Origin of the sequence: Pseudomonas sp. AM4(2022), assembly GCF_036346515.1 — a bacterium.
GTDB lineage: Bacteria > Pseudomonadota > Gammaproteobacteria > Pseudomonadales > Pseudomonadaceae > Aquipseudomonas > Aquipseudomonas paracarnis.
The window spans coordinates 25,489-47,251 of sequence record NZ_JAOTNW010000032.1 but is presented as its reverse complement, the minus strand read 5'-3'; the positions used below and the strand labels follow the sequence as shown (position 1 = coordinate 47,251).

General features: G+C 61.8%; 20 protein-coding genes and 1 pseudogene. 14 read left to right on the top strand and 7 right to left on the bottom strand.

Features of this window, described 5'->3' with window-relative positions; translation table 11 throughout:
• Nucleotides 1-186 precede the first annotated feature (186 nt).
• Complete coding sequence (locus ODQ19_RS26580) at nt 187-1,092, bottom strand: LysR family transcriptional regulator (RefSeq protein ID WP_003191880.1); 906 nt, start codon at nt 1,090-1,092, stop codon at nt 187-189.
• A 213-nt stretch (nt 1,093-1,305) separates the two neighbouring features.
• Here ODQ19_RS26580 and ODQ19_RS26575 point away from each other — a divergent pair, with 213 nt between their 5' ends.
• The 7 genes and pseudogenes from ODQ19_RS26575 to ODQ19_RS26545 form a co-directional block, all read left to right on the top strand.
• Nucleotides 1,306-1,917 carry a cysteine dioxygenase gene (locus ODQ19_RS26575; RefSeq protein ID WP_330211668.1) on the top strand — a complete coding sequence of 204 codons (612 nt, stop codon included), beginning with the start codon at nt 1,306-1,308 and terminating at the stop codon, nt 1,915-1,917.
• Complete coding sequence (locus tag ODQ19_RS26570; RefSeq protein ID WP_330211667.1) at nt 1,914-3,497, top strand: rhodanese-related sulfurtransferase; 1,584 nt, start codon at nt 1,914-1,916, stop codon at nt 3,495-3,497. The genes ODQ19_RS26575 and ODQ19_RS26570 overlap by 4 nt, the downstream gene beginning before the upstream one ends.
• Nucleotides 3,498-3,578: 81 nt before the next feature.
• Nucleotides 3,579-4,553 carry an ABC transporter substrate-binding protein gene (locus tag ODQ19_RS26565; RefSeq protein WP_330211666.1) on the top strand — a complete coding sequence of 325 codons (975 nt, stop codon included), beginning with the start codon at nt 3,579-3,581 and terminating at the stop codon, nt 4,551-4,553.
• 10 nt (nt 4,554-4,563) lie between these two features.
• A complete protein-coding gene (locus tag ODQ19_RS26560; RefSeq protein WP_330211665.1) occupies nt 4,564-5,904 on the top strand; it encodes an LLM class flavin-dependent oxidoreductase in 1,341 nt (446 codons plus the stop codon).
• A 160-nt stretch (nt 5,905-6,064) separates the two neighbouring features.
• Nucleotides 6,065-7,234, top strand: a complete 1,170-nt coding sequence (locus tag ODQ19_RS26555; protein WP_330211664.1) for an acyl-CoA dehydrogenase family protein — start codon at nt 6,065-6,067, stop codon at nt 7,232-7,234.
• Entirely contained in the window at nt 7,231-8,178 is a 948-nt protein-coding gene (locus ODQ19_RS26550) for a D-isomer specific 2-hydroxyacid dehydrogenase family protein (protein WP_330211663.1), read from the top strand. Before ODQ19_RS26555 ends, ODQ19_RS26550 begins: the two co-directional genes overlap by 4 nt.
• A 102-nt stretch (nt 8,179-8,280) precedes the next feature.
• Nucleotides 8,281-8,376 (top strand): annotated as a pseudogene (locus ODQ19_RS26545) (helix-turn-helix domain-containing protein); the annotation flags it as partial.
• Here ODQ19_RS26545 and ODQ19_RS26540 read toward each other — a convergent pair.
• The 4 genes from ODQ19_RS26540 to ODQ19_RS26525 form a co-directional block, all read right to left on the bottom strand.
• The gene (locus ODQ19_RS26540) at nt 8,363-9,244 is read right to left on the bottom strand and encodes a LysR family transcriptional regulator (RefSeq protein ID WP_003191903.1); all 882 of its coding nucleotides are present in this window, start codon (nt 9,242-9,244) and stop codon (nt 8,363-8,365) included. The pseudogene ODQ19_RS26545 and the gene ODQ19_RS26540 sit on opposite strands and share 14 nt — an antisense overlap.
• A 244-nt stretch (nt 9,245-9,488) precedes the next feature.
• Nucleotides 9,489-10,106 carry an isochorismate family cysteine hydrolase YcaC gene (gene ycaC / locus ODQ19_RS26535; protein ID WP_003191905.1) on the bottom strand — a complete coding sequence of 206 codons (618 nt, stop codon included), beginning with the start codon at nt 10,104-10,106 and terminating at the stop codon, nt 9,489-9,491.
• Nucleotides 10,107-10,135: 29 nt separating this feature from the next.
• The gene (locus tag ODQ19_RS26530) at nt 10,136-11,974 is read right to left on the bottom strand and encodes an amidohydrolase (protein ID WP_116667898.1); all 1,839 of its coding nucleotides are present in this window, start codon (nt 11,972-11,974) and stop codon (nt 10,136-10,138) included.
• Nucleotides 11,971-12,561 (bottom strand): antibiotic biosynthesis monooxygenase, encoded by a 591-nt coding sequence (locus tag ODQ19_RS26525; RefSeq protein ID WP_116667899.1) that lies wholly within the window; start codon nt 12,559-12,561, stop codon nt 11,971-11,973. The genes ODQ19_RS26530 and ODQ19_RS26525 overlap by 4 nt, the downstream gene beginning before the upstream one ends.
• A 178-nt stretch (nt 12,562-12,739) precedes the next feature.
• Here ODQ19_RS26525 and ODQ19_RS26520 point away from each other — a divergent pair, with 178 nt between their 5' ends.
• Genes ODQ19_RS26520 through argE form a run of 4 tightly spaced genes read left to right on the top strand, consistent with a single transcriptional unit; the run spans nt 12,740 to nt 16,337 of the window.
• A complete protein-coding gene (locus ODQ19_RS26520; RefSeq protein WP_330211662.1) occupies nt 12,740-14,071 on the top strand; it encodes a flavin-containing monooxygenase in 1,332 nt (443 codons plus the stop codon).
• A 24-nt stretch (nt 14,072-14,095) separates the two neighbouring features.
• Nucleotides 14,096-14,506 (top strand): RidA family protein, encoded by a 411-nt coding sequence (locus ODQ19_RS26515; RefSeq protein ID WP_014718154.1) that lies wholly within the window; start codon nt 14,096-14,098, stop codon nt 14,504-14,506.
• Nucleotides 14,507-14,517: 11 nt separating this feature from the next.
• Nucleotides 14,518-15,195 carry a DUF1028 domain-containing protein gene (locus ODQ19_RS26510; protein WP_120248281.1) on the top strand — a complete coding sequence of 226 codons (678 nt, stop codon included), beginning with the start codon at nt 14,518-14,520 and terminating at the stop codon, nt 15,193-15,195.
• Nucleotides 15,192-16,337 carry an acetylornithine deacetylase gene (gene argE, locus ODQ19_RS26505; RefSeq protein ID WP_330211661.1) on the top strand — a complete coding sequence of 382 codons (1,146 nt, stop codon included), beginning with the start codon at nt 15,192-15,194 and terminating at the stop codon, nt 16,335-16,337. The genes ODQ19_RS26510 and argE overlap by 4 nt, the downstream gene beginning before the upstream one ends.
• A gap of 139 nt (nt 16,338-16,476) precedes the next feature.
• Here argE and ODQ19_RS26500 read toward each other — a convergent pair whose 3' ends face one another.
• A complete protein-coding gene (locus tag ODQ19_RS26500) occupies nt 16,477-17,388 on the bottom strand; it encodes a LysR substrate-binding domain-containing protein (protein ID WP_003190675.1) in 912 nt (303 codons plus the stop codon).
• 250 nt (nt 17,389-17,638) lie between these two features.
• Here ODQ19_RS26500 and ODQ19_RS26495 point away from each other — a divergent pair, with 250 nt between their 5' ends.
• The 3 genes from ODQ19_RS26495 to ODQ19_RS26485 all read left to right on the top strand — a co-directional run bounded on the left by ODQ19_RS26495 (nt 17,639) and on the right by ODQ19_RS26485 (nt 20,467).
• A complete protein-coding gene (locus tag ODQ19_RS26495; protein WP_330211660.1) occupies nt 17,639-19,054 on the top strand; it encodes a purine-cytosine permease family protein in 1,416 nt (471 codons plus the stop codon).
• Nucleotides 19,055-19,272: 218 nt separating this feature from the next.
• Nucleotides 19,273-19,764: a GNAT family N-acetyltransferase gene (locus tag ODQ19_RS26490; protein WP_330211659.1), complete on the top strand. Its 492-nt coding sequence runs from the start codon at nt 19,273-19,275 to the stop codon at nt 19,762-19,764.
• Between the two features lie 316 nt (nt 19,765-20,080).
• A complete protein-coding gene (locus tag ODQ19_RS26485) occupies nt 20,081-20,467 on the top strand; it encodes a hypothetical protein (RefSeq protein WP_330211658.1) in 387 nt (128 codons plus the stop codon).
• A 91-nt stretch (nt 20,468-20,558) separates the two neighbouring features.
• On the opposite strand, the gene ODQ19_RS26480 is transcribed toward ODQ19_RS26485, so the two are convergent.
• On the bottom strand, nt 20,559-21,752 hold the full coding sequence (locus ODQ19_RS26480; protein ID WP_330211657.1) for a TPM domain-containing protein: 1,194 nt from the start codon (nt 21,750-21,752) through the stop codon (nt 20,559-20,561).
• Nucleotides 21,753-21,763 lie beyond the last annotated feature (11 nt).

Below are 21,763 nucleotides of genomic sequence, written 5' to 3'. Positions count from 1 at the left end.
GAATGGATATGTACACGTTCCAACTGTGTTGACTGTCAGGCCGTCATCGCAGGCAAGCCAGCTCCCACATTTGGACTGTGGGGTGTCAGGTGGATAGGCGTCGGCTGGGAGGCCGCCATCGCAGGCAAGCCAGCCCCACATTTGGTTCGCGGGGTGTCAGGTAGATAGGCGTCAGCTGGCAGGGCGTCAGGCAGCGCTGCGGATCTTGTGCAAAGCGTCTGCCACCCATTGACCAAACGCATCCACCGGCCCTTGCAGGTTGCCGAGAAAATGCGGATAGATCAGCCACAAATCCATCACCGGCTTGAAGTCCTTGAGGGGCATCGCCGCCAGCTGCTCGCGATGAGCACTGCGCTCCAGCAACGGACGTGGCACCAGGCCAAGGCCGAGGCCGTCGGCCACCAGGCCCAGTTGCAGTTCAGTGCCGAAGGTTTCCAGGTTTACCCGTAGCGCCAGGCCCTGGTCAGACAAGGTGCGCTGCAACCCCGCACGGAACCCGCAACCGTCCGGGTTGAGGATCCAACCGCTCTGGTACACGTCCGCCAGTTTGCACGGTTTCTTCGGCAACTGCGCCTTGGCACAAACCACCACCAACTCCATCTTGCCGATGGACTCACCGACCAGGTTGTCCGGGAAGATCTTGCCTGCGGGGAACAACGCCACCGCCGCATCCAGTTCGCCGCGTTCGATCTTGCCGACCAATTGGCTGCCCCAGCCGGTGGCAACCTGGGCGCGCAAGTCGGCGTATTCACTGCGCAGGTGCTTGAGTGCGTCCAGCAGCACCACATCGCCGATGGTCTGCGGTACGCCCAGGCGCAGCACGCCGGTGGGCGGTGCGTCAGTGGCCACCAGTTCGCGCAGGGCATCCATCTCGCGCAGAATCAACCGGCACTGTTCATAGACCCGGGTACCGATCAACGTCGGCTTGAGCGGCTTGGTGTTACGGTCGAACAGCTCCACTCCCAGTGCCTGCTCGAAGTTCTGCACGCGGCGGGTGATGGCTGGCTGAGTCAGCTGCAACGACGCGGCGGCATGGCTGATGGACTGGCAACGAATCACTTCGACAAAGGCATCGATATCGTCAATTTTCATTTGGGCCGCACATACAGATCAGTCATTAAGATGTGCGTGAAGCATAGTGGCCGCACACAGGTCTGGATAGCCCACCCAGTGATCAATAACGTCTAACACTATACAAACCGGTTCTAAATTACCTTCAGCTATAAGCTAATCATTAAAAAATAGCATATTAAAAATAAACATTATGCTTAGATAAAAGCACATCAACAGCCCGATGGAATGGTCATGACCCAGGCCCGACACCCCGAGAGACTCAGAGCCTTCATAGGCGCCCTGGCGGAATTGATCGACGGCAACCCGCGTGAAGGCGACCTGCTGCACCGTGGCGGTAAGTTGCTGGCGCAACTGGTCAGCCACGATGATTGGCTGCCCGACGAGTTCACCCAGCCCGACCCCGAGCGCTACCAGCAATTCTTGCTGCATGCCGATTCGCGCCAGCGGTTCAGCGTGGTCAGCTTTGTGTGGGGGCCAGGGCAACGCACGCCGATTCATGACCACAGGGTGTGGGGGCTGATCGGCATGTTGCGTGGCGCGGAGGTTTCCCAGGGGTTTGCCCGGGCGCCGGGCGGCAGCCTGGTAGCGCAAGGCGAACCCGTGCAATTGCTGCCGGGCCAGGTCGAGGCGGTGTCGCCCAAGGTCGGCGATATCCATCAGGTCAGCAATGCCCACAGCGACCAGGTGTCCATCAGCATCCATGTATACGGCGCCAATATCGGTGCGGTGCGCCGGGCGGTGTATCAACCCGACGGCAGCGAGAAACTGTTTATCTCCGGTTATTCCAACGCCTATCTCCCGAACATCTGGGACCTGTCCAAAGAAAAGAGCCCTGCCCTATGACCACCCTATCGACCCGCAGCTTTGCGCAGATTCGCCAGGCCCTGTTGGCACGCGAAGAAGTCGCCCTGATCGACGTGCGTGAGGAGGCCCCCTTTGCCGAGGCCCACCCCCTGTTCGCCGCGAATATCCCCTTGTCCAAGCTGGAACTGGAGGTGTACGCGCGCATTCCACGCCGTGATACCCAGGTCACCCTGTACGACAACGGCGAAGGGCTGGCCCACCGCGCCGCCGAACGCCTCGTTGCACTGGGCTATACCCAGGTCAGCCTGCTGGAGGGTGGGCTGGACGGTTGGCGCCGGGCCGGTGGCGAGCTGTTTATCGACGTCAATGTACCAAGCAAGGCGTTTGGCGAACTGGTGGAGAACCAACGTCACACACCGTCCCTGGCCGCCGAAGAGGTCCAGGCCCTGCTCGACAGCCAGGCCGATGTGGTGGTGCTCGATGCGCGCCGTTTCGACGAATACCAGACCATGAGCATCCCCACCAGCATCAGCGTTCCGGGGGCCGAGTTGGTGTTGCGCGCCCGTGAGCTGGCGCCCGACCCAGCCACGCGCATCATCGTCAATTGCGCTGGGCGCACCCGCAGCATTATCGGCACCCAGTCGTTGATCAACGCCGGCCTCCCCAACCCGGTGGCGGCCCTGCGCAACGGCACCATCGGCTGGACCTTGGCCGGGCAAACCCTCGCCCATGGCCAGGCGCGCCGCTTTGCACCGACCTCGGAAAACCATCGCCAGCTCGCCGCTCAAGAGGCCCGTCGCGTGGCCGACAAAGCCGGGGTAAAACGTGCAACGTTCAATGATCTGCAGCGCTGGCAACAGGACGTGACCCGCACCACTTACCTGTTCGATGTGCGCACCGTAGAAGAATTCGAAGCTGGCCACCTGCCGGGCGCCCGCGCCACCCCGGGCGGGCAACTGGTGCAGGAAACCGACCACGTTGCCAGTGTGCGCGGTGCGCGCCTGGTACTGGTGGACGACGACGGCGTGCGCGCCAATATGTCCGCGTCATGGCTGGCCCAATTGGGCTGGCAGGTCTCGGTGCTGGACGACCTGCAAGCCACGCACTTCAGCGAACGCGGCGCATGGGTCGCGCCAGTGCCGCCGCCGCCCCAGGCCGAACTGATCAGCCCCCACACCCTTGCCGACTGGCTCGGCCATGGCGACACCCTGGTGCTGGACTTCACGGCCAGCGCCAACTACGTGAAACGTCATATCCCCGGCGCCTGGTGGGTACTGCGCGCGCAACTGCCCCAGGCCCTGGCCAAGGTACCGAGCGCCCAGCGCTATGTATTGACCTGCGGCAGCAGCCAACTGGCGCGCCTGGCGGTGCCGGAAGTCGAGGCTCTCACCGGCAAGCCGGTCTTTTTGCTGCAGGACGGCACGGCCGGCTGGATCCATGCGCAACTGCCCCTTGAATCAGGCGAAAGCCACCTGGCTTCCCCGCGTATCGACCGCTACCGCCGCCCTTACGAAGGCACCGACAACCCACGGGAAGCCATGCAGGCTTACCTGGATTGGGAGTTCGGCCTCGTGGAACAACTGGCCCGCGACGGCACCCATGGCTTCTACGTGATCTGATTCACCGCTGCACCTTTTTGCCCAACCGACCCCTTCTCCAGGCGGAGGTACCTCCCTTTACCCAACGCCTGGAGTTTTCCCATGCTGTATGCCTTCCCATTCAAACGCCTGCTGTGGGGCGCCGCCTTGGCCCTCGGCCTGCTTTCCACCGTGCAGGCTGGCGACCTGCAACCGCTGCGCGTGGCCAACCAGAAATCCACGATCAAAGCGCTGTTGGAAGCCTCGGGCGAAAGCCAGAACGTGCCCTACGAGATCAAGTGGTCGGAATTCCCCTCGGCCTCGCCCCTGGGCGAAGCCCTGAATGCCGGTGCCGTGGATGTCGGCGCCCTGGGCGATGCCCCTTATGTGTTCGCCCTCGGCGCCGGTGCGTCGATCAAGGTGATCAGCATCATCCATGCCGAAGGCCGTAACACCACGGCGCTGCTGGTGCCCAAGGATTCACCGATCAAGACCGCGGCCGACCTCAGGGGCAAGAAAATCGTCACAGGGCGCGGCTCCATCGGGCACTACCTGGCGATCAAGGCCCTGAACGATGCCGGACTGACCACCCACGATGTGCAGTTCATCTTCCTGCTGCCCGCCGAATCCCGGCTGGTACTCGACAACGGCACCGCCGATGCCTGGGCGACGTGGGACCCCTACACCACCGTGGTCACCTCACAGAGCAACGCCCGAGTGCTGGTCAGCGGCAAGAACCTGTTGAGCAATCACCTGTACTTCGCCGCCACCAGCCAGGCCATTGCCGACAAGCGTGTGCAACTGGACGACTTCGTCGCCCGCGTTGATCGCGCCTACGCCTGGGCCAATACCCATCCCGAGCAATACGCCGCTGCCCAAGCCAAGATCACTGGCCTGCCGTTGGCCGTGCATATCGAAGTGGCTAAAGACACTCACCTGTCCCCCGTGAGGATTGACGATACGGTGATCCACGGCCTGCAAGCCACCGCCGACACCTATGTAAAAGAAGGCCTGCTGAGCCAACACATCGACGTCTCCCAGGGCTTCGATTCCAGCTTCAACGCCAAGCGTATCCCCCTCGAACAAGCCTCGCGCTAAGGAGCAGAACATGAGCAAGCCACGTCAATTGAAACTCGGTGCCATGGTGCACGGTGTCGGCCACGGCTGGGGCGAATGGCGCCACCCGCAGGCACAACCCGACGCCAGCACGAATTTCGGCTTCTACAAGCAGCAGACCGCACTGGCCGAAGCCGCCCGATTCGACTTCGTGTTCATCGCCGACAGCCTGCATATCCACCCCAAGTCCAGCCCTCATTACCTCAACCGTTTCGAGCCGCTGACGATCCTCTCGGCCCTGGCCGCGCTGACCACTCACATCGGCCTGGTCGCCACCGTGACCGTCAGCTACACCGAGCCTTACCAGGTAGCACGCCAGTTCGCCTCCCTGGACCATATCAGCGGCGGCCGCGCCGGCTGGAATGTGGTCACCTCGTGGCTGAGCGGCACCGCCGATAATTTCGGCAAGGCCGAACACCCGCCCCACGCCGTGCGTTACCGCATCGCCAAGGAGCATTTGAATGTGGTCAAGGGCCTGTGGGATTCCTGGGAGGACGACGCCTTTGCCTATAACAAACACAGCGGCGAATTCTTCACTCCGGGCAAGTTGCATGCGCTTAACCACAAGGGCGAATTCTTCTCGGTCAAAGGCCCGCTGAACATCGCGCGTTCGCGCCAGGGCCAACCGGTGATTTTCCAGGCGGGCACTTCGGAGGATGGGCGTAACTTTGCCGCTGAAAACGCCGATGCGATTTTTGTGCACGTGGAAACTATCGACGAAGCCAAGGCCTACAGCGCCGATTTGAAACGCCGCGCCAAGGGCTTTGGCCGCGACCCGGACAGCCTGTCGATCCTGCCGGGTATCCGCCCGATTGTCGGGCGCGATGCCGCCGAAGTGGAAAGCCGCTACCAGCAAGCTGTGGCGCTGGTCACTGTGGAAGATGCCATCGTCGCCCTCGGCCGGCCGTTCAACGACCATGATTTCAGCCAGTACCCGCTAGATGCGCCCTTCCCTGAACTGGGCGACCTGGGTGCCAACAGCCAGAAAGGTGGCTCCGAACGTATCAAGCAACTGGCCCGTGACGAAGGCCTGACCCTGCGCGAAGTGGCCCTGCGTTTCTCGCGGCCCCAGCGCGACTTTGTCGGTACCCCGGAGCAGATCGCGGATGCGATCCAGACCTGGTTCGAGAGCGGCGCCAGCGATGGTTTCATCATCAATTCGGTGCTGCCGGATGGCTTGCAGTATTTCACTGAATGGGTGGTGCCGGTGCTTCAACAACGGGGGGTGTTCCGTACCGAGTACAGCGGCCACACCCTACGGGACAACCTCGGCCTGGAAGTGCCAGCGAACCGCTACAGCGTGATCGAAGCCACCGAACACGCCCTGGCCTGAAGACTACCCCTTGTAGGAGCGAGCTTGCTCGCGAAAAACGCCAACGATAACGCGTACTTCCTGAATAAACGCGGCGCCTTTGAGTTTTTCGCGAGCAAGCTCGCTCCTACAGGGGGTCAGGGCTTGCCACCCTCCCACATTTTTGACCGAGTACAGACTTATGACTCAACCGTCTCTCAAGGCTGTGGAAGCCGTCGATTTCGACGCCCTGCTTGATCACCTCAGCGCCGAGCTGGCCAGTACCGCGCCCCTTTATGACGAAAGCGGCGCCTTCCCACACGCCAATTTCAAACGTCTACACCAACACCAACTCATCGCACTGACCGTGCCGAAAAAACTTGGCGGCGGTGGCGCCAGCCTGGCTCAGGCGCGCAAGGTCATCAGCGCCATCGCCAAGGGCGAACCGTCCACGGCATTGATCCTGGTGATGCAATACCTGCAACACGCACGCCTGCAAGACAACCAGAGCTGGCCTGCACACCTGCGCGTGCAGGTCGCGCAAGAGGCGGTGCAAAACGGCGCGCTGATCAATGCCCTGCGTGTCGAACCCGACCTGGGCACCCCAGCCCGTGGCGGTTTGCCGGCCACCACCGCCGTGCGCACCGCCGACGGCTGGCGTATCAGTGGGCGCAAGCTCTACTCCACCGGCAGCCATGGCCTGAGCTGGTTCAGCGTGTGGGCGCGCAGCGACGACGCCGACCCGCTGGTAGGCGCCTGGCTGGTGCCCAAGGCCAGCCCCGGCGTCAGCATCATCGACACCTGGGACCACTTGGGCATGCGCGCCACCTGCAGCCATGAGGTGGTGTTCGACAACGTAAGGGTGCCCCTGGACCATGCAGTCAGCGTCAGCCCCTGGAGCGCCCCGCAAGCGGAGCTGGACGGCGAAGGGTTCCTCTGGATGTCAGTGTTGCTGTCCTCGGTGTACGACGCCGTGGCCCAGGCGGCACGGGACTGGCTGGTGGGCTGGCTGGAGGCGCGCAAGCCGTCGAATCTCGGCGCGGCACTGTCTACCCTGCCGCGTTTTCAGGAGACCGTCGGCCATATCGACACTTTGCTGTTCGCCAACCGTAGCCTGCTCGACGCTGCGGCCGCAGGCCACACGCCAACGGCCAATGCCGCACAAGTGAAGTACCTGGTGACCGGCAATGCGATCCGTGCGGTCGAGCTGGCCATCGAAGCCTCGGGCAACCCTGGCCTGTCACGGCACAGCCCACTGCAACGGCATTACCGCGATGTGCTGTGCAGTCGCGTCCACACTCCGCAAAATGACGCCGTGCTGCAAGGCGTCGGCAAAGCTGTGTTCAACCAGCGCCAAAAGGAACGCACATGAGCCAGGTGATTATTGCCAGCCAACTGGACGAAGACTTCAACCAGGTGATCCGGGAGCGCCTTGCGCCACTGCACCCCGAAGCCCAGGTAATCGGCGTGCCGGTCGGTGTGCCCAGTGACCTGCCGCCCCACGCCAATATCCTGCTGCTGCGCCCGATCAATGTGCGTGGCTACACTGCCCCCGACACCCCGCCACCGGGCTGGCCCTATGGCGCACAGTGGGTGCACCTGGTGTCGTCGGGTATCGACTTCTACCCCCAGTGGCTGTTCAACGGCCCACCCGTGACCACTTCCCGTGGCAGCGCCGCCGATAACCTGGCCGAGTTCGCCCTGGCGGCGATCTTTGCCGCGTCCAAGCACTTGCCGGATATCTGGGTAAAGGATGCACAGTGGCAGTTCACCGCGCTGCGCCCGCTCAAGGGCACCACGCTGGGCCTTTTGGGCTTTGGCGCGATTGGCGCAAGCCTGGCGCAAAAGGCCCTGGCACTGGGGCTCAAGGTGGTGGCACTGCGTCAAAGCACAACGCCGTTCGGTCTCGATGGCGTGGAAGCGGCCAGAGACATCCACGACCTGTTTGCCCGCGCCGATCACCTGGTGGTGGCGGCCCCCCTGACCGAAGCAACGCGGCATATCATCGACCGTAATGTACTGGCCAGCGCCAAGCCGGGGTTGCACCTGATCAATATCGCCCGCGGCGGCCTGCTCGATCAGCAAGCGCTGTTGCACGCGTTGGATAACGGCCAGATCGGCCTGGCGTCCCTCGACGTCACCGAGCCAGAGCCACTGCCCGACGGGCATCCGCTGTACAGCCATCCGAGGGTACGGCTGTCGCCGCATACTTCGGCTATTTCAACCCGCAGCAAGGAGGAAATTGCGGACACGTTCCTGGCGAACCTGGAACGGTATGTGGCGGGCCTTGAGTTAAGCAACCTCGCGAATGCCTGACGGCTTGCCCGCGAAGGCGGTGTGCTAATCACTGAATGTTTAACTGAACCACCGCTATCGCAGGCAAGCCAGCTCCCACACGGGTTATGTATTACTCACAAAATCAACTTCAACGATGCGGCGAGTTTTCGGCGCTCGTTCAAGCGGTGGACCGGCAGCACGCCCAACCTGATCCGCCAACTGTTCAGCAGCCGCTAGCCAGACGTTCGCGCAGGAACTCCACCAGCGCTTGCACCGGGCGTGAACTTTGCCGGTGCTGCGGGTACACCGCCGACAGGGTTAAGGCCTCTGGGGCGAAGTCTTCCAATACCTTGACCAAGCGACCGTCCTTCAAGGCCTCGCTGACAATGAACGTCGGTAGATAGGTAACGCCCAGACCGGCAATCGCGGTATCGCGCAGCAGGTCACCGTTATTGACGCGCATGCGCCCACTGACGCTCAAGGCTTGCAACTTGCCTTTGAAGCGCCATTGCACCTGGCGGCCGTGGCCGTAGGGCAGGCAGTCGTGCGTGGTTAAATCCTCGGGTTTCAACGGCGTACCCCGCAGCGCCAGGTAGTCGGGGCTAGCGCAATACACCCGCTCGATAGCGGCGATGCGTCGGGCGATCAGGGTGGAGTCTTCCAGGGTGCCGATACGCAGCACCAGGTCGTAGCCTTCGCCGATCAAGTCCACCGGGCGGTCGCTCAGGTCAACTTCAACGCAGACCTGCGGATGCTGACGCAGAAACAACGGCAACAGGCAACCCAGGTGCGCCATGGCGAACGACAAGGGTGCACTGAGGCGAATGGTGCCTCGCGGCTCGCTGTTCTGGCCGGCGATGCCCTGCTCCACTTGTTCCACCTCACCGAGCAGGCGCAAGGCCGACTCGTAGTAGCTCTGACCCAGCGGCGTGACGTCCAGGCGCCGTGTGGAGCGGTTGAGCAAGCGTACGCCCAGGCGGTCTTCCAGTTGGATCAGGCGGCGGCTGACGAATTGCTTGGACAAGCCCAATTGCTCGGCGGCGGCGGTGAAACTGCCGGATTCCATGACCTGGCAGAACAGGCGCATGTCTTCGAAGGGGTTCATTGTCGCTTCTCAGGGGACGATGGGCTGTTTTATAGCCTGTCAGTGGTCACACCACAAACCAAAATGTGAACACCATCAAATGTGGGAGCTGTGCCAGGCGCTGATGTTGTGGGCAATATAAACCCATGTGGGAGCTGGCTTGCCTGCGATAGCGGTGTATCAGCCAGCAATACTGTTGACTGATGCATCGCAATCGCGGGCAAGCCCAGCTCCCACAGGGTTTTGCGGTGTTTTACAGAGCAGGTTACTTGGCAGCGAACGCCGAGTAGCTGTTCATCAGGTTGCGGTAGTTGGGAATGCGCGGCGAGAGCAGGTTGGCCAGGCCTTCCATGTCGTTGCGCCAGTCCACTTGCAGCTCGCAGGCCACCGAGAACCAGTTCACCAGTTGCGCACCGGCTGCGGTCATGCGCGCCCAGGCGGCTTGTTGCACGGTTTCGTTGAAGGTGCCGGAAGCGTCGGTGACCACGAAGACCTCAAAGCCTTCGTCAAGGGCACACAGGGTCGGGAACGCCACGCACACGTCGGTCACCACACCGGCAATGATGATCTGCTTGCGGCCGGTGGCCTTGACGGCCTTGACGAAATCTTCGTTGTCCCATGCGTTGATCTGGCCAGGGCGCGGAATGTACGGCGCGTCGGGGAACAGTTCTTTGAGCTCGGGCACCAATGGGCCGTTGGGGCCACTTTCAAAGCTGGTGGTCAGGATGGTCGGCAGGTTGAAGAACTTCGCCACGTCGGCCAGGGCCAGCACGTTGTTCTTGAACTCGTTGGGGGAGAAATCCTGCACCAGGGAGATCAGGCCGGTCTGGTGATCAACCAACAAAACAACAGCATCGTCTTTGTTCAAGCGCTTGTAAGTCATGGGTAACTCCTTTGGGGATGGGGTGTTCTTCAAAAGGCAAAGCAGGAGCAGCCGAACGCCCCCCAGAAACCCTGGAAGTCGCTGACCGGCACGCTGGAAAGGCGCGCTTTTTCATGGCTGTGGGCATGCACGCCACAGGGGCCGCTGCACTGGTGAACCTGGGCCTGCATCGGCGACGTCGGGCGCCAGTGCCCCGGCACCTTGACCACCGGCGACCAGTCCGGCAGCACCGGTACCCGTGGCGGTGCGAAATCTTCGAAGTCGCCAGCGCCGTACACGACCTTGCCGCCGACCACTGTCAGCACCGATTCGATCCACTTGATGGCTTCTTCCTCGACACTGAAAAAGTCCGCCGACAACGCAGCGACATCCGCCAGTTGACCGACCTTGATCTGGCCTTTCTTGCCCTGCTCGGAGGAGAACCAGGCGCTGCCGTGGGTGAACAACTCCAACGCGGTAAGGCGCGGCAAGCCCTCGGCGTGCAGCTCCAGGCCTCCGACGGTACGGCCGCTGACCATCCAGTACAGCGAGGTCCAGGGGTTATAGCTCGACACGCGGGTGGCATCGGTGCCCGCCCCTACCGGCACGCCTTCGGCCAGCATGCGCTTGATCGGCGGCGTGGCCTCGGCGGCTTTGGCGCCGTAGCGCTCGACGAAGTATTCGCCCTGGAACGCCATGCGATCCTGGATCGCAATACCGCCACCGAGGGCACGCACGCGTTCGATGTTTTTCGGGGTGATGGTTTCGGCGTGGTCGAAAAACCACGGCAAGCCATTGAACGGGATGTCGCGGTTGACCTTCTCGAACACGTCGAGCATGCGCGAGATGGACTCGTCGTAAGTGGCGTGCAGACGGAACGGCCAGCGCTGTTCCACCAGGTGGCGCACCACCGGCTCCAGCTCCTGCTCCATGGTCAGCGGCAGGTCCGGGCGTGGTTCGAGGAAGTCTTCAAAGTCCGCCGCCGAGAACACCAGCATCTCGCCGGCCCCGTTATGGCGCAGGTAGTCATCGCCCTGATGCAGGGTGACGCTGCCGGTCCAGTTCTTGAAGTCGCTGAGCTCTTCCTTGGGCTTCTGGGTGAACAGGTTGTAGGCGATGCGCACCGTCAACTGTTGATCCTTGGCCAGTTGCTCGATCACCGCGTAGTCATCGGGGTAGTTCTGGAAGCCGCCGCCGGCATCGATGGCGCTGGTCAGGCCCAGGCGATTGAGTTCACGCATGAACTGGCGGGTGGAGTTGACCTGGTATTCCAAAGGCAGTTTCGGGCCTTTGGCCAAGGTCGCATACAGGATCATCGCGTTAGGCCGCGCCACCAGCATGCCGGTTGGGTTGCCGTTGCTGTCACGCACGATCTCACCGCCCGGCGGGTTCGGCGTGTCCTTGGTGTAGCCCGCCACCCGCAGGGCTGCGCGGTTGAGCAAGGCGCGGTCGTACAAGTGCAGGACGAACACCGGGGTGTCCGGGGCGGCCTGGTTGAGTTCTTCCAGGGTAGGCATGCGCTTTTCAGCGAACTGGAATTCGTTCCAGCCGCCCACCACACGTACCCATTGCGGCGTAGGTGTGCGATCGGCCTGGTCTTTGAGCATGCGCAAGGCATCGGCCAGGGACGGCACGCCTTCCCAGCGCAGTTCAAGGTTGTAGTTCAACCCGCCACGAATCAGGTGCAAGTGCGAGTCGTTGAGGCCCGGAATCACGGTGCGGCCCTTGAGGTCGATGACCTGGGTGGCGCTGCCGCGCAGGGCCATGGCTTCGCCGTCGGTACCCACGGCGACAAAGCGCCCTTGGTGGATGGCCACGGCGGTGGCGCGTGGGTTTTCCCGGTCCACGGTGTGGAACTGGCCATTGAACAGAATCAGATCGGCGTTCATAGGGTTTCCTTTACAGAGGCTTCAAGCCAGGGAGCGAACAGGCGGGTGGCCGCCGGCATCAGCAGGTACACCACCAGCAACACGATGGTCAGGGTGACCAGGAAGGTGGAGACCACGTAATTGGACAAAAACGGGTGCAACCGCAGGATCGGCCCCCAGATAAACGGCAGCAGCAGGGTTTGCGGCAGGATCACAAACAGGCTGACCACCGCCTGCTTCCAGCGCGGCGGCTTGGCACCGCCCTCGGCCTGGGGCGTGAACCAGAACTCATTGGCCGCGCCGATTTCCGTCTGGTCGCCGTCCGCCAGCATGGGTGCGGCTTCGTCGATCAGGGCCTGGCGTTGCGGGGAGCCGAGCCACAGCTCAAGGGCGCTGGTGGAGCTATAGCGCAGCACACAAGTGAACAGCGCCATGCCGTTTTGCTGGCTGCGCACCACGTCAACGCCAAGGTGCCCAGGGCGTTCGCCAGCGATGCGCACGATGCGGCGCAGCCAGGCTTCGTACTCGACTTCAAAGCCGGGTTTGACCCGGTGCTTGACGACCAGGGTGACGACTTCGTCGGGGCTGGTATTGGCGGTTGATTCCATGGCTGGGTGTTTCCCCGGAGCATTGAGCGATGGGGAGAGTGTGGCCGGTTGGCAGGTGTGGGGAATTGCATGTATGTGCTGTCTGGCAGGCATTCGCCCGCTCTGCATCCGATATTTATGCTCACTTCCCAACTTAATAATATTTTATTAATGCCCCCCCGCCCCCTAACTTGACGTCATGCCCGAGCTGAATCCAACTGCATTACGCAAGGATAGAGACATGACTGTAGCGATAACAAAAATAGACACGCTGGTGGTTGGCGCAGGTCAAGCTGGCGTGGCCATGAGCGAGCATTTGAGCAAGCAAGGCGTGCCGCACCTGGTGCTTGAACGCAGCCGTATTGCCGAGCGCTGGCGCACCGGGCGCTGGGACTCGTTGGTCGCCAACGGCCCGGCCTGGCATGACCGCTTCCCCGGCCTGCACTTCGATGACGTCCCCGCCGATGGTTTCGCACCCAAAGAGCGCGTCGCCGATTACTTCGAAGCCTATGCCCGTAAATTCAACGCGCCGATCCGCACCGGCGTGGACGTCACCTCAGTGGTACGCAACCTAGGCCGCCCCGGCTTTACCGTGCACACCAGCGAAGGCGTGATCGAAGCCAACCGCGTGGTGGCCGCCACCGGGCCCTTTCAGAAGCCGGTGATTCCCGCTATCGCGCCTAAAGACACCGCGCTGCACCAGATCCATTCCGCCGACTATCGCAACCCTGGGCAACTGCCAGCCGGCGCTGTGCTGGTGGTGGGCGCCGGATCGTCCGGGGTGCAAATTGCCGATGAATTGCAGCGCTCCGGTCGCCAGGTGTACCTGTCGGTCGGCGCCCATGACCGCCCTCCTCGCGCCTATCGCAACCGCGACTTCTGCTGGTGGTTGGGCGTATTGGGCGAGTGGGACCAGGCGGCGATGAAACCCGGCCGCGAGCACGTCACCATTGCCGTGAGCGGCGCCCACGGCGGCAAGACCATCGACTTTCGCGAGCTGGCCCAGCAAGGCATGACCCTGGTCGGCCTGACTCACGCCTTCGACGGCACGGTGGCAACGTTCCAACCCAACCTGGTGGAGAACCTGGCGCGCGGTGATGAAAACTACCTGGCCTTGCTGGATGCGGCCGACGCCTATATCGAACGCAACGGCCTCGACCTGCCCCTGGAGCCCGAGGCACGTCGCGTGTTCCCCGACGCTGAATGCATCCAGCAGCCGATCCTGACACTGGACCTGGCGGAAGCTGGCATCACTTCGATCATCTGGGCCACCGGATTTGCCGTGGACTACAGCTGGTTGCAGGTAGACGCCTTCGACGCCGCTGGCAAGCCGCAACACCAGCGCGGTGTCTCCAGCGAAGCGGGCATCTACTTCCTCGGTTTGCCGTGGCAATCGCGGCGTGGCTCATCGTTTATCTGGGGCGTGTGGCACGACGCCAAATACGTGGCCGACCATATCGCCATCCAGCGTCAGTACCTTGAGTACCGCGAAGCCGCCCCGGTTGCCCGCCAGTCCCCTGTCAGCGCCTGATCATTTTTCCCAGGAGTTTTTTTGATGCCTACCCACACTCGCATTCGCATGTTCAACACCAAAGAAACCTATCCCAACCAGAGCCTGGACAACGACCTATGCCAGGCCGTGCGCGCCGGCAACACCGTGTACGTACGCGGCCAGGTGGGCACTGATTTCGACGGCAACCTGGTCGGCCTCGGCGACCCACGGGCCCAGGCCGAGCAGGCGATGAAGAACGTCAAGCAACTGCTGGAAGAAGCCGGCAGCGACCTCAGCCATATCGTCAAGACCACCACCTATTTGATCGACCCACGCTACCGCGAGCCGGTGTACCAGGAAGTCGGCAAGTGGCTCAAGGGCGTGTTCCCGATTTCTACCGGGCTGGTGGTTTCGGCCCTGGGCCAGCCGCAGTGGCTGATGGAAATTGATGTGATCGCGGTTATTCCAGAGTAAGGAGGCTAGCCATGACCTTTTCCATCGTCGGCCGTTGTGCAGAGACCGGCCAACTGGGCATTGCCATCAGCTCATCGAGCATCGCCGTGGGCGCCCGCTGCCCGTGGCTGCGGCCCGGTGTGGGCGCCGTGTCGACCCAGAACATCACCTTGCCGGCCCTCGGCCCGGACGTCCTCGACGGACTGGAACAGGGCCTGGCTCCCGCCGCCGCCGTCGATAAAGCGCTCACCCGCAACGGCTACAGCCAGTACCGGCAACTGACGGCGATTGACCACCTGGGCCGTAGCGTGCATTTCAGCGGCAGCCAGACCCTGGGTACCCATCACGCGGTTTCGGGCGAGCAATGCGTGGCGGCGGGCAATATGCTCGCCGCCCCTGAAGTGATCACCGCGATGGTCACGGCTTTCGAACAGGGCGAAGGCCAGCTCGCAGACCGTCTACTGGCCGCGATGCATGCCGCCATCGCCGCCGGTGGCGAAGCCGGCCCGGTGCACTCCGCCGCGCTGGTGGTGGTGGGCGAGTTGACGTGGCCGATCATCAACTTGCGCGTGGATTGGGCCGACGATGCGCCGATTGGCGAATTGCAAAAACTCTGGGACGCCTACCGCCCACAGGTGCAGGACTATATCGATCGCGCCCTCGCCCCCGACCGCTCCCCCGGCTACGGTGTGGCCGGAGACGACCGATGAGCCGCAGCCGCGAACTGCTGGAAACCCTGGTGGGCTTCGACACCACCAGCCGCGAGTCCAACCTGCAATTGATCGAGTATGTGCGCGATTACCTGGCCGGGTTTGGCGTCGCCAGCGAGCTGGTCTACAACGCGCAACGCAGCAAGGCCAACCTGTTTGCCAGCATCGGCCCGGTGGAACTGCCAGGTATCGTGCTGTCGGGGCATACCGACGTGGTGCCGGTGGATGGGCAACCCTGGAGCCTACCGCCGTTCACGTTGACCGAGCGCGACGGCAAGCTGTTCGGGCGTGGCACCGCCGACATGAAGGGGTATATCGCCTGCGTGCTGGCGTTGGTGCCGGCGCTGGTCAAGGCGCCGTTGCGCCTGCCGGTGCACATCGCCCTGTCCTACGATGAGGAAGTCGGCTGCCTGGGCGTGCGCTCGCTGCTCGCGGTTCTGGAACAGCGTCCGGTCAAGCCGATGTTGTGCATCATCGGCGAGCCGACCGAACTCAAGCCGGTGCTGGGCCACAAGGGGAAGTTGGCGATGCGCTGCGATGTTCAGGGTCAGGCGTGCCACTCGGCCTATGCGCCCTCGGGTGTGAATGCGATTGAACACGCCGCCGAGTTGATCGGTGAACTGGGGCGCATTGGCCAACGGCTACGCGCGCGTCAGGACCCACGTTTTGACCCGCCGTTCAGCACGGTACAGACCGGCATGATCAACGGCGGCAAGGCTTTGAATATCGTGCCGGCCGACTGCCGCTTTGACTTTGAGGTGCGCGCCCTGCCCTCCATGGACCCGGGCGAAGTGGCTGAAGAGTTGCAGGCCTACGCGCGGCAGCAGGTGTTGCCGCACATGCAGGCGGTCAGCACACAGAGTTCGATTCGGTTCACCGAGTTGTCAGCCTACCCAGGGCTGGTCACGGATGAGCGCAGCCAGGCGGCGCAATTGATTGCGGCGTTTTGCGGCTCACAGGAATTCGGCACCGTGGCGTTTGGTACCGAGGGCGGGCTGTTCGATGCGGTGGGTATTCCCACCGTGGTGTGTGGGCCAGGGAGCATGGACCAAGGGCATAAGCCGGATGAGTTTGTGAGCCTGGAGCAGCTTGATGGCTGTGATGCCATGTTGCAGCGGTTGTTAGGCTTTATCACCACCTGAAGACGCCGTTACACGGTCATCGTCCTCTATTACCCTGTAGGAGCGAGCTTGCTCGCGAAAAGCTCACAGACGCCGTGTTCATTCAGGAAGCACGCGTTATCGTTGACGTTTTTCGCGAGCAAGCTCGCTCCTACAATATTCAGCCGAGCAAACGGGCAAGCTCTTCGCGGCAGTAGTCGACAAACAACTGTACCGGTTTGGTCAAAGGTGCGCGGCGTAGCCAGACGGCCGACAACCCCGACCCCGTGACCGTTTCCGCCAAGGGGATGCACACCACTTTCTGCCCATCATAGGTGTACTCGCTGAACGGTTTGGTCACCAGGATCGAGAACCCGAACCCACGCCCCACCATGCCCCGCACCATTTCGATGGAGGGCGAGCTGAACACGATATTCGGCGTCAGCCCGCGCTCTTCGAAGATGCTCACGAAGTAGGTACGGCTGGGCAACACGTCCAGCAAAATCATCGGTTCCAGCACCAGGTCGGCCAGGGACACCTTGGCCTGTTGGGCAAAGCGGTGATCGGCCGGCAGCAACGCATAGGGCTGTTGCGGCGGCATCAGCGGCGTGGTCTCGATGGTGCCGCCCAGGTCGTGCTCAAACAGCATCGCCACGTCGATACTGCCCGCCGTCAGCGCCTGCACCAGCTCCTGCTGCTCGCCATCGCGGATGCGGATCTCCACGCCCGGCCAGCGCGCCTTGAAGCCGGCGATCAAGCGTGGCAGGTACAACGGTGCCACGGTTTCAAAACAGCCGATGTCGATCTGCCCGGCCACCACATCGTTATCGGCCAGGGCGTTCTGCTCGAACTCATGGGCCACCCGCAACAGCTCCAACGCCTTGCGATAAAAGCGCGCGCCGCTGGGCGTGAGGGAAACGCCCTGGGCGTGATGGCGGATAAACAATTGCACGCCAAAGCTGTCTTCCAGTTGCTTGATCGCCGTGGACACCGACGGCTGGGCGATGTACAGCTTGCGCGACGCCTCGGCAACGCTGCCGCATTCGGCCGTGGTCACAAAATATCTGAGCTGACGCAGGTTATAAGCTGCCATCGGCACCTCCCTAAACGTGGTTTTTTGCCCCAAACAAGTGCGCAGAAACACCGGTTTTTCAAGCCATTGACGTGCCTGCAACATACCGGAGCAAAAAACCTCACGAGATACTTTTTTTAAGGTCTATAGCAACAAACTTACTAATTTACCTGCCTGCGCCCATTGCAGATGATCACTCCAACAACAAAGCGGCGCCCACGCGCCGCACAGCGAAGTACGCCCACGTACTCACCTTGCCTTGGAGCTCGTCATGGTTACCACTGCAACATCCTCCGCCCCGCTTATCGAAAAACACACGATTGGATACGTGCCCCCGGAAGATCGCCATGGAAAGGTAAGAGACTTGTTCACCCTGTGGTTCGGCGGCAACATCGCGCCGTTGCCGATCGTCACTGGCGCACTGGGTGTGCAACTGTTCAACCTCAACCTGGTGTGGGGCATTGTCGCCATCCTTGTCGGCCACTTGGTCGGCGGTGTGTTGATGGCATTGCACTCGGCCCAGGGCCCGCAGATGGGCATTCCGCAGATGATCCAGAGTCGTGCACAGTTCGGCTCCCTCGGCGCATTGCTGGTGGTGGTGATTGCCGGGGTGATGTACATCGGCTTCTTCGCCTCCAACATCGTGCTGGCCGGTAAATCCCTGCATGGTGTGGTGGACGCCGTGCCTGTACCGGTGGGCATCGTTATCGGCGCCATCGGTTCCGGGATCATCGGCATCATCGGCTATCGATTCATCCACGTACTCAATCGCATCGGCACCTGGGTGCTGGGCGCGGGTATCGTGCTGGGCTTTGGCTACATCTTCACCCATGTGCAGACCACGGATTTCCTCACCCGGGGCAGCTTCAACATCTCCGGTTGGCTGGCCACGGTTTCCCTGGCCGCGCTGTGGCAAATCGCGTTTGCGCCCTACGTGTCGGACTACTCACGCTACCTGCCAGCCGACGTGCCGGTGGCTGCCACCTTCTGGACCACCTACCTGGGCTCGGCGCTGGGGTCGAGCCTGGCCTTCATCTTCGGAGCCGTGGCAGTGCTCGCCACGCCGGTAGGCATGGACACCATGGACGCCGTCAAACTCGCCACCGGAGCGATTGGCCCGTTGATGCTGGTGCTGTTCCTGCTCAGCGTGATCAGCCATAACGCCCTCAACCTGTATGGGGCGGTGCTGTCGATCATCACCCTGGTACAGACCTTCGCTTACCGCTGGATCCCGACCGCGAAAAGCCGTGCGGTGATCTCCATCATCGTGCTGGCCGCCTGTTCGATTGCGGCGGTGTTTGCCTCCCAAGACTTCATCGGTCACTTCGTCGACATGGTGCTGGTACTGCTCGTAGTGCTGGTGCCCTGGACGGCGATCAACCTGATCGACTTCTACGCCATTCACAAAGGCCAATACGACATCGCCTCGATCTTCCGCGTGGATGGCGGCATCTACGGCAAGTACAACCCCCAGGCGCTGCTGGCCTATGCGGTGGGGATCGCGGTGCAGATTCCGTTCATGAACACGCCGCTGTACGTCGGGCCGATTTCGCACCACATCAACGGCGCGGACTTGTCGTGGGTGGTGGGGCTGGCGGTGACGTCGCCGTTGTACTTCTGGCTGGCGAGCCGGGACAGTGCGTATAAGCGCCGGATGGACGGGGGCAAGTTGGTGGGTGGGGTTTGATACAGACGCTTGGCCGCGCCTGCCCTAACCGTCACAACGTGTAGGAGCGAGCTTGCTCGCGAAAAACTCACAGGCGCCGCGTTCATTCTGGAAGCGCGCGTTATCGTTGACGTTTTTCGCGAGCAAGCTCGCTCCTACAGTTTGAATGGCCTTGCGGTGCCAAAGGTGCAAGGTTTCTCTATGATGTGGCCTTTCACTGAAACCCCTTGGAACCGCCGATGCCCACCCTCACCCTGCGCAACGCCCTGCCCACCGACGCCGCACGCTGCTTTGAAATCGAAACCACCGCCTACGAGGGCGACGAAGCCGCAACGCTTGAAAAAATCGCCACGCGTATTGCGCAGTATCCCGAAGGCTTTTTGATCCTGGAGGAAGATGGCGCAGTGGTGGGGTTCATCAACTCTGGCTGTGCCCATGAGGTGGTAATGTCGGACGAGGCCTTCAAGGAGTTGGTGGGCCATGCCGCCGAGGCGCCGAATGTGGTGATCATGTCGGTGGTGGTCGACCCGGCCCATCAAGGCAAGGGCTATGCGAAAAGGCTGATGACTGAGTTCGTGCAACGCATGCAAGCAATGGGCAAGCGCACAATCCACCTGATGTGCAAGGAACAGCATGTGCCGTTGTACAAACGCATGGGTTATACCTACGTGCGACCTTCGCCATCGGACCACGGAGGTATGGCGTGGCATGAAATGGTGAGGACGGTATAGCACCAGTGATTGCAGAAGTATTTCCAATTGTGAAACAGCCAAAAAACCTTGCCACGATTAAATGTAGTTCGGCGTGTTAAAACTTGGGACGTCCCTGCGTTATCTGACATCCAGCCTGACATTACCAAGCCTTTTCCGGACTGGGCCTACAGCCATTTCGCCTATCGAAAAACCCACACCCGGCGCGGTTTCACCTTGTCACATCCGCCCGAAATAAACCTCTTTGAGCGCTTTCTTCTGGCGCTGTAGCCTGAGAAAACCCAGCCAGGATCGGATCCTGACGGGGCAGTTTCCTATCTATCAAAGAGGTGCAGCTATGTCTTCAATCAAGAGTTCCATTCCCTTCACACCTGCGTACCCGCCCGTTGCAAAAGGCCATATAGATTCTGACCAATCGAGGACCAACCCACTGGATAAAACAGCTGGGGAAGATGCCGAAGTGTCCAATGGCAAGGGCGGCTGGAAAAACGTTGGCTCCGAATATCGGGCGCACGCCAACCGCAACCGGATCGATCAGCCCACCCTGCCCTCGAACAAAAAAATTATCGACGACTCTCAGGCCAACGCCCAGCTTTATAGGCCCGATCACAACTTCCTGCCCTCGGACAAAAAAACTATCGACGACTCTCAGGCCAACGCCAACCATGACCCTATCGACGTCGAAATCAAACCCGATGGCAAAGGCGGCTGGGTGCAGGCATAACCCTGCAGGGGAGCATTTGCGAACCGCTTGCTCGCGTCATATCGCGAGCAAGCCCACTACCGCCGTTGGATTGGGGCTTACACTGAATCGTTTACCAACTGCCGGAAGCCCCACCGCCCCCACTGGAACCGCCGCCGCCCGACGAACCGCTGCTGGAGCTGGAGCTGCTGGAACTTGAACTGGACCCGCCACCCGAGCCTGAGCCCTCGCCAACCTTGCCAAAGACAATCAGCGCAACAAACGATGCGATAGGAAATGCCAGCAACCAGGCGTCGCGATCGCCGTCCATCACCTGCCCCGCCACCCCGTACACGGCCACCGCCGCCAGCAGTCGTACGGCAAAACCTGCGCGGCTGGTGCGCCATGTCTCCCTCATGAGCAGCACCAGCACCAGGTACAACCCCAGCACCACCAAGACGCCCAGGGGCCACAGCAGCCAATGGATGAAACTGACGTCCACATACTGGTTTGCTACTACCAGTCCGAGGATATAAGCCAACAACCCAATCACACCGTAAAACAGCGTGCGTACCTGCCATAACGCGCCGAATATCGCGCCGCCAATCAACAACATCAGCGGCATTACAAACAGGAACATCGGCCAATCCCGACCACCGGCCAGCAGCGTCAGCAACAGCGTGGCCGCCACCGCGATGATCAAGGCTCTGCGCCAGTGCAACTTGCCGGCGGCGATCAACGTACCGGCGAGCGCCCCCAGGACAAACGCCGCCAATATCGCGAAAAATTGCGGGTTGATCCCCGGCCCGGCTACTTGAGGCAGGTCGCCGCCGTCCACCAGTACCACCAGCGCGCTCACGCCTTGCTGGATGCCACCGGCAAAATCGCCCTGACGAAACGCTGGAGTGAGGCGTTCTTCAATGATGCGATGGGCCAGTAGATCGGTAACGATGCCTTCCAGGCCATAACCCACCTCGATGCGCACTGTGCGGTCGGCTTTGGCCACCACCAGCAGGATGCCGTCGTTGACGTCCTTGCGCCCCAGCTTCCAGGCGCGAAACAGTTGGTTGGCATAGTCTTCGATGCCACTGCCGCCGGTGGTCGGCACCAGCAATACGGCCACTTGCGCGCCTTTGCGTTGTTCAAGGTCGGCGAGTTGTTGCTTGAGGTGCAGCACGGTGCCCGAGTCGAGGGTGTTGGTCAGGTCAATGACCCGCTGATCTAGCGCAACCCCAATCGGCGAGGTGTCCGCATGCGCGGCGATAAACAGGCTTGAAAACACCAGGGCCAGTAGGCTGAACAACGATTGCCGCACAAGCACGATCATGTATGGTTACC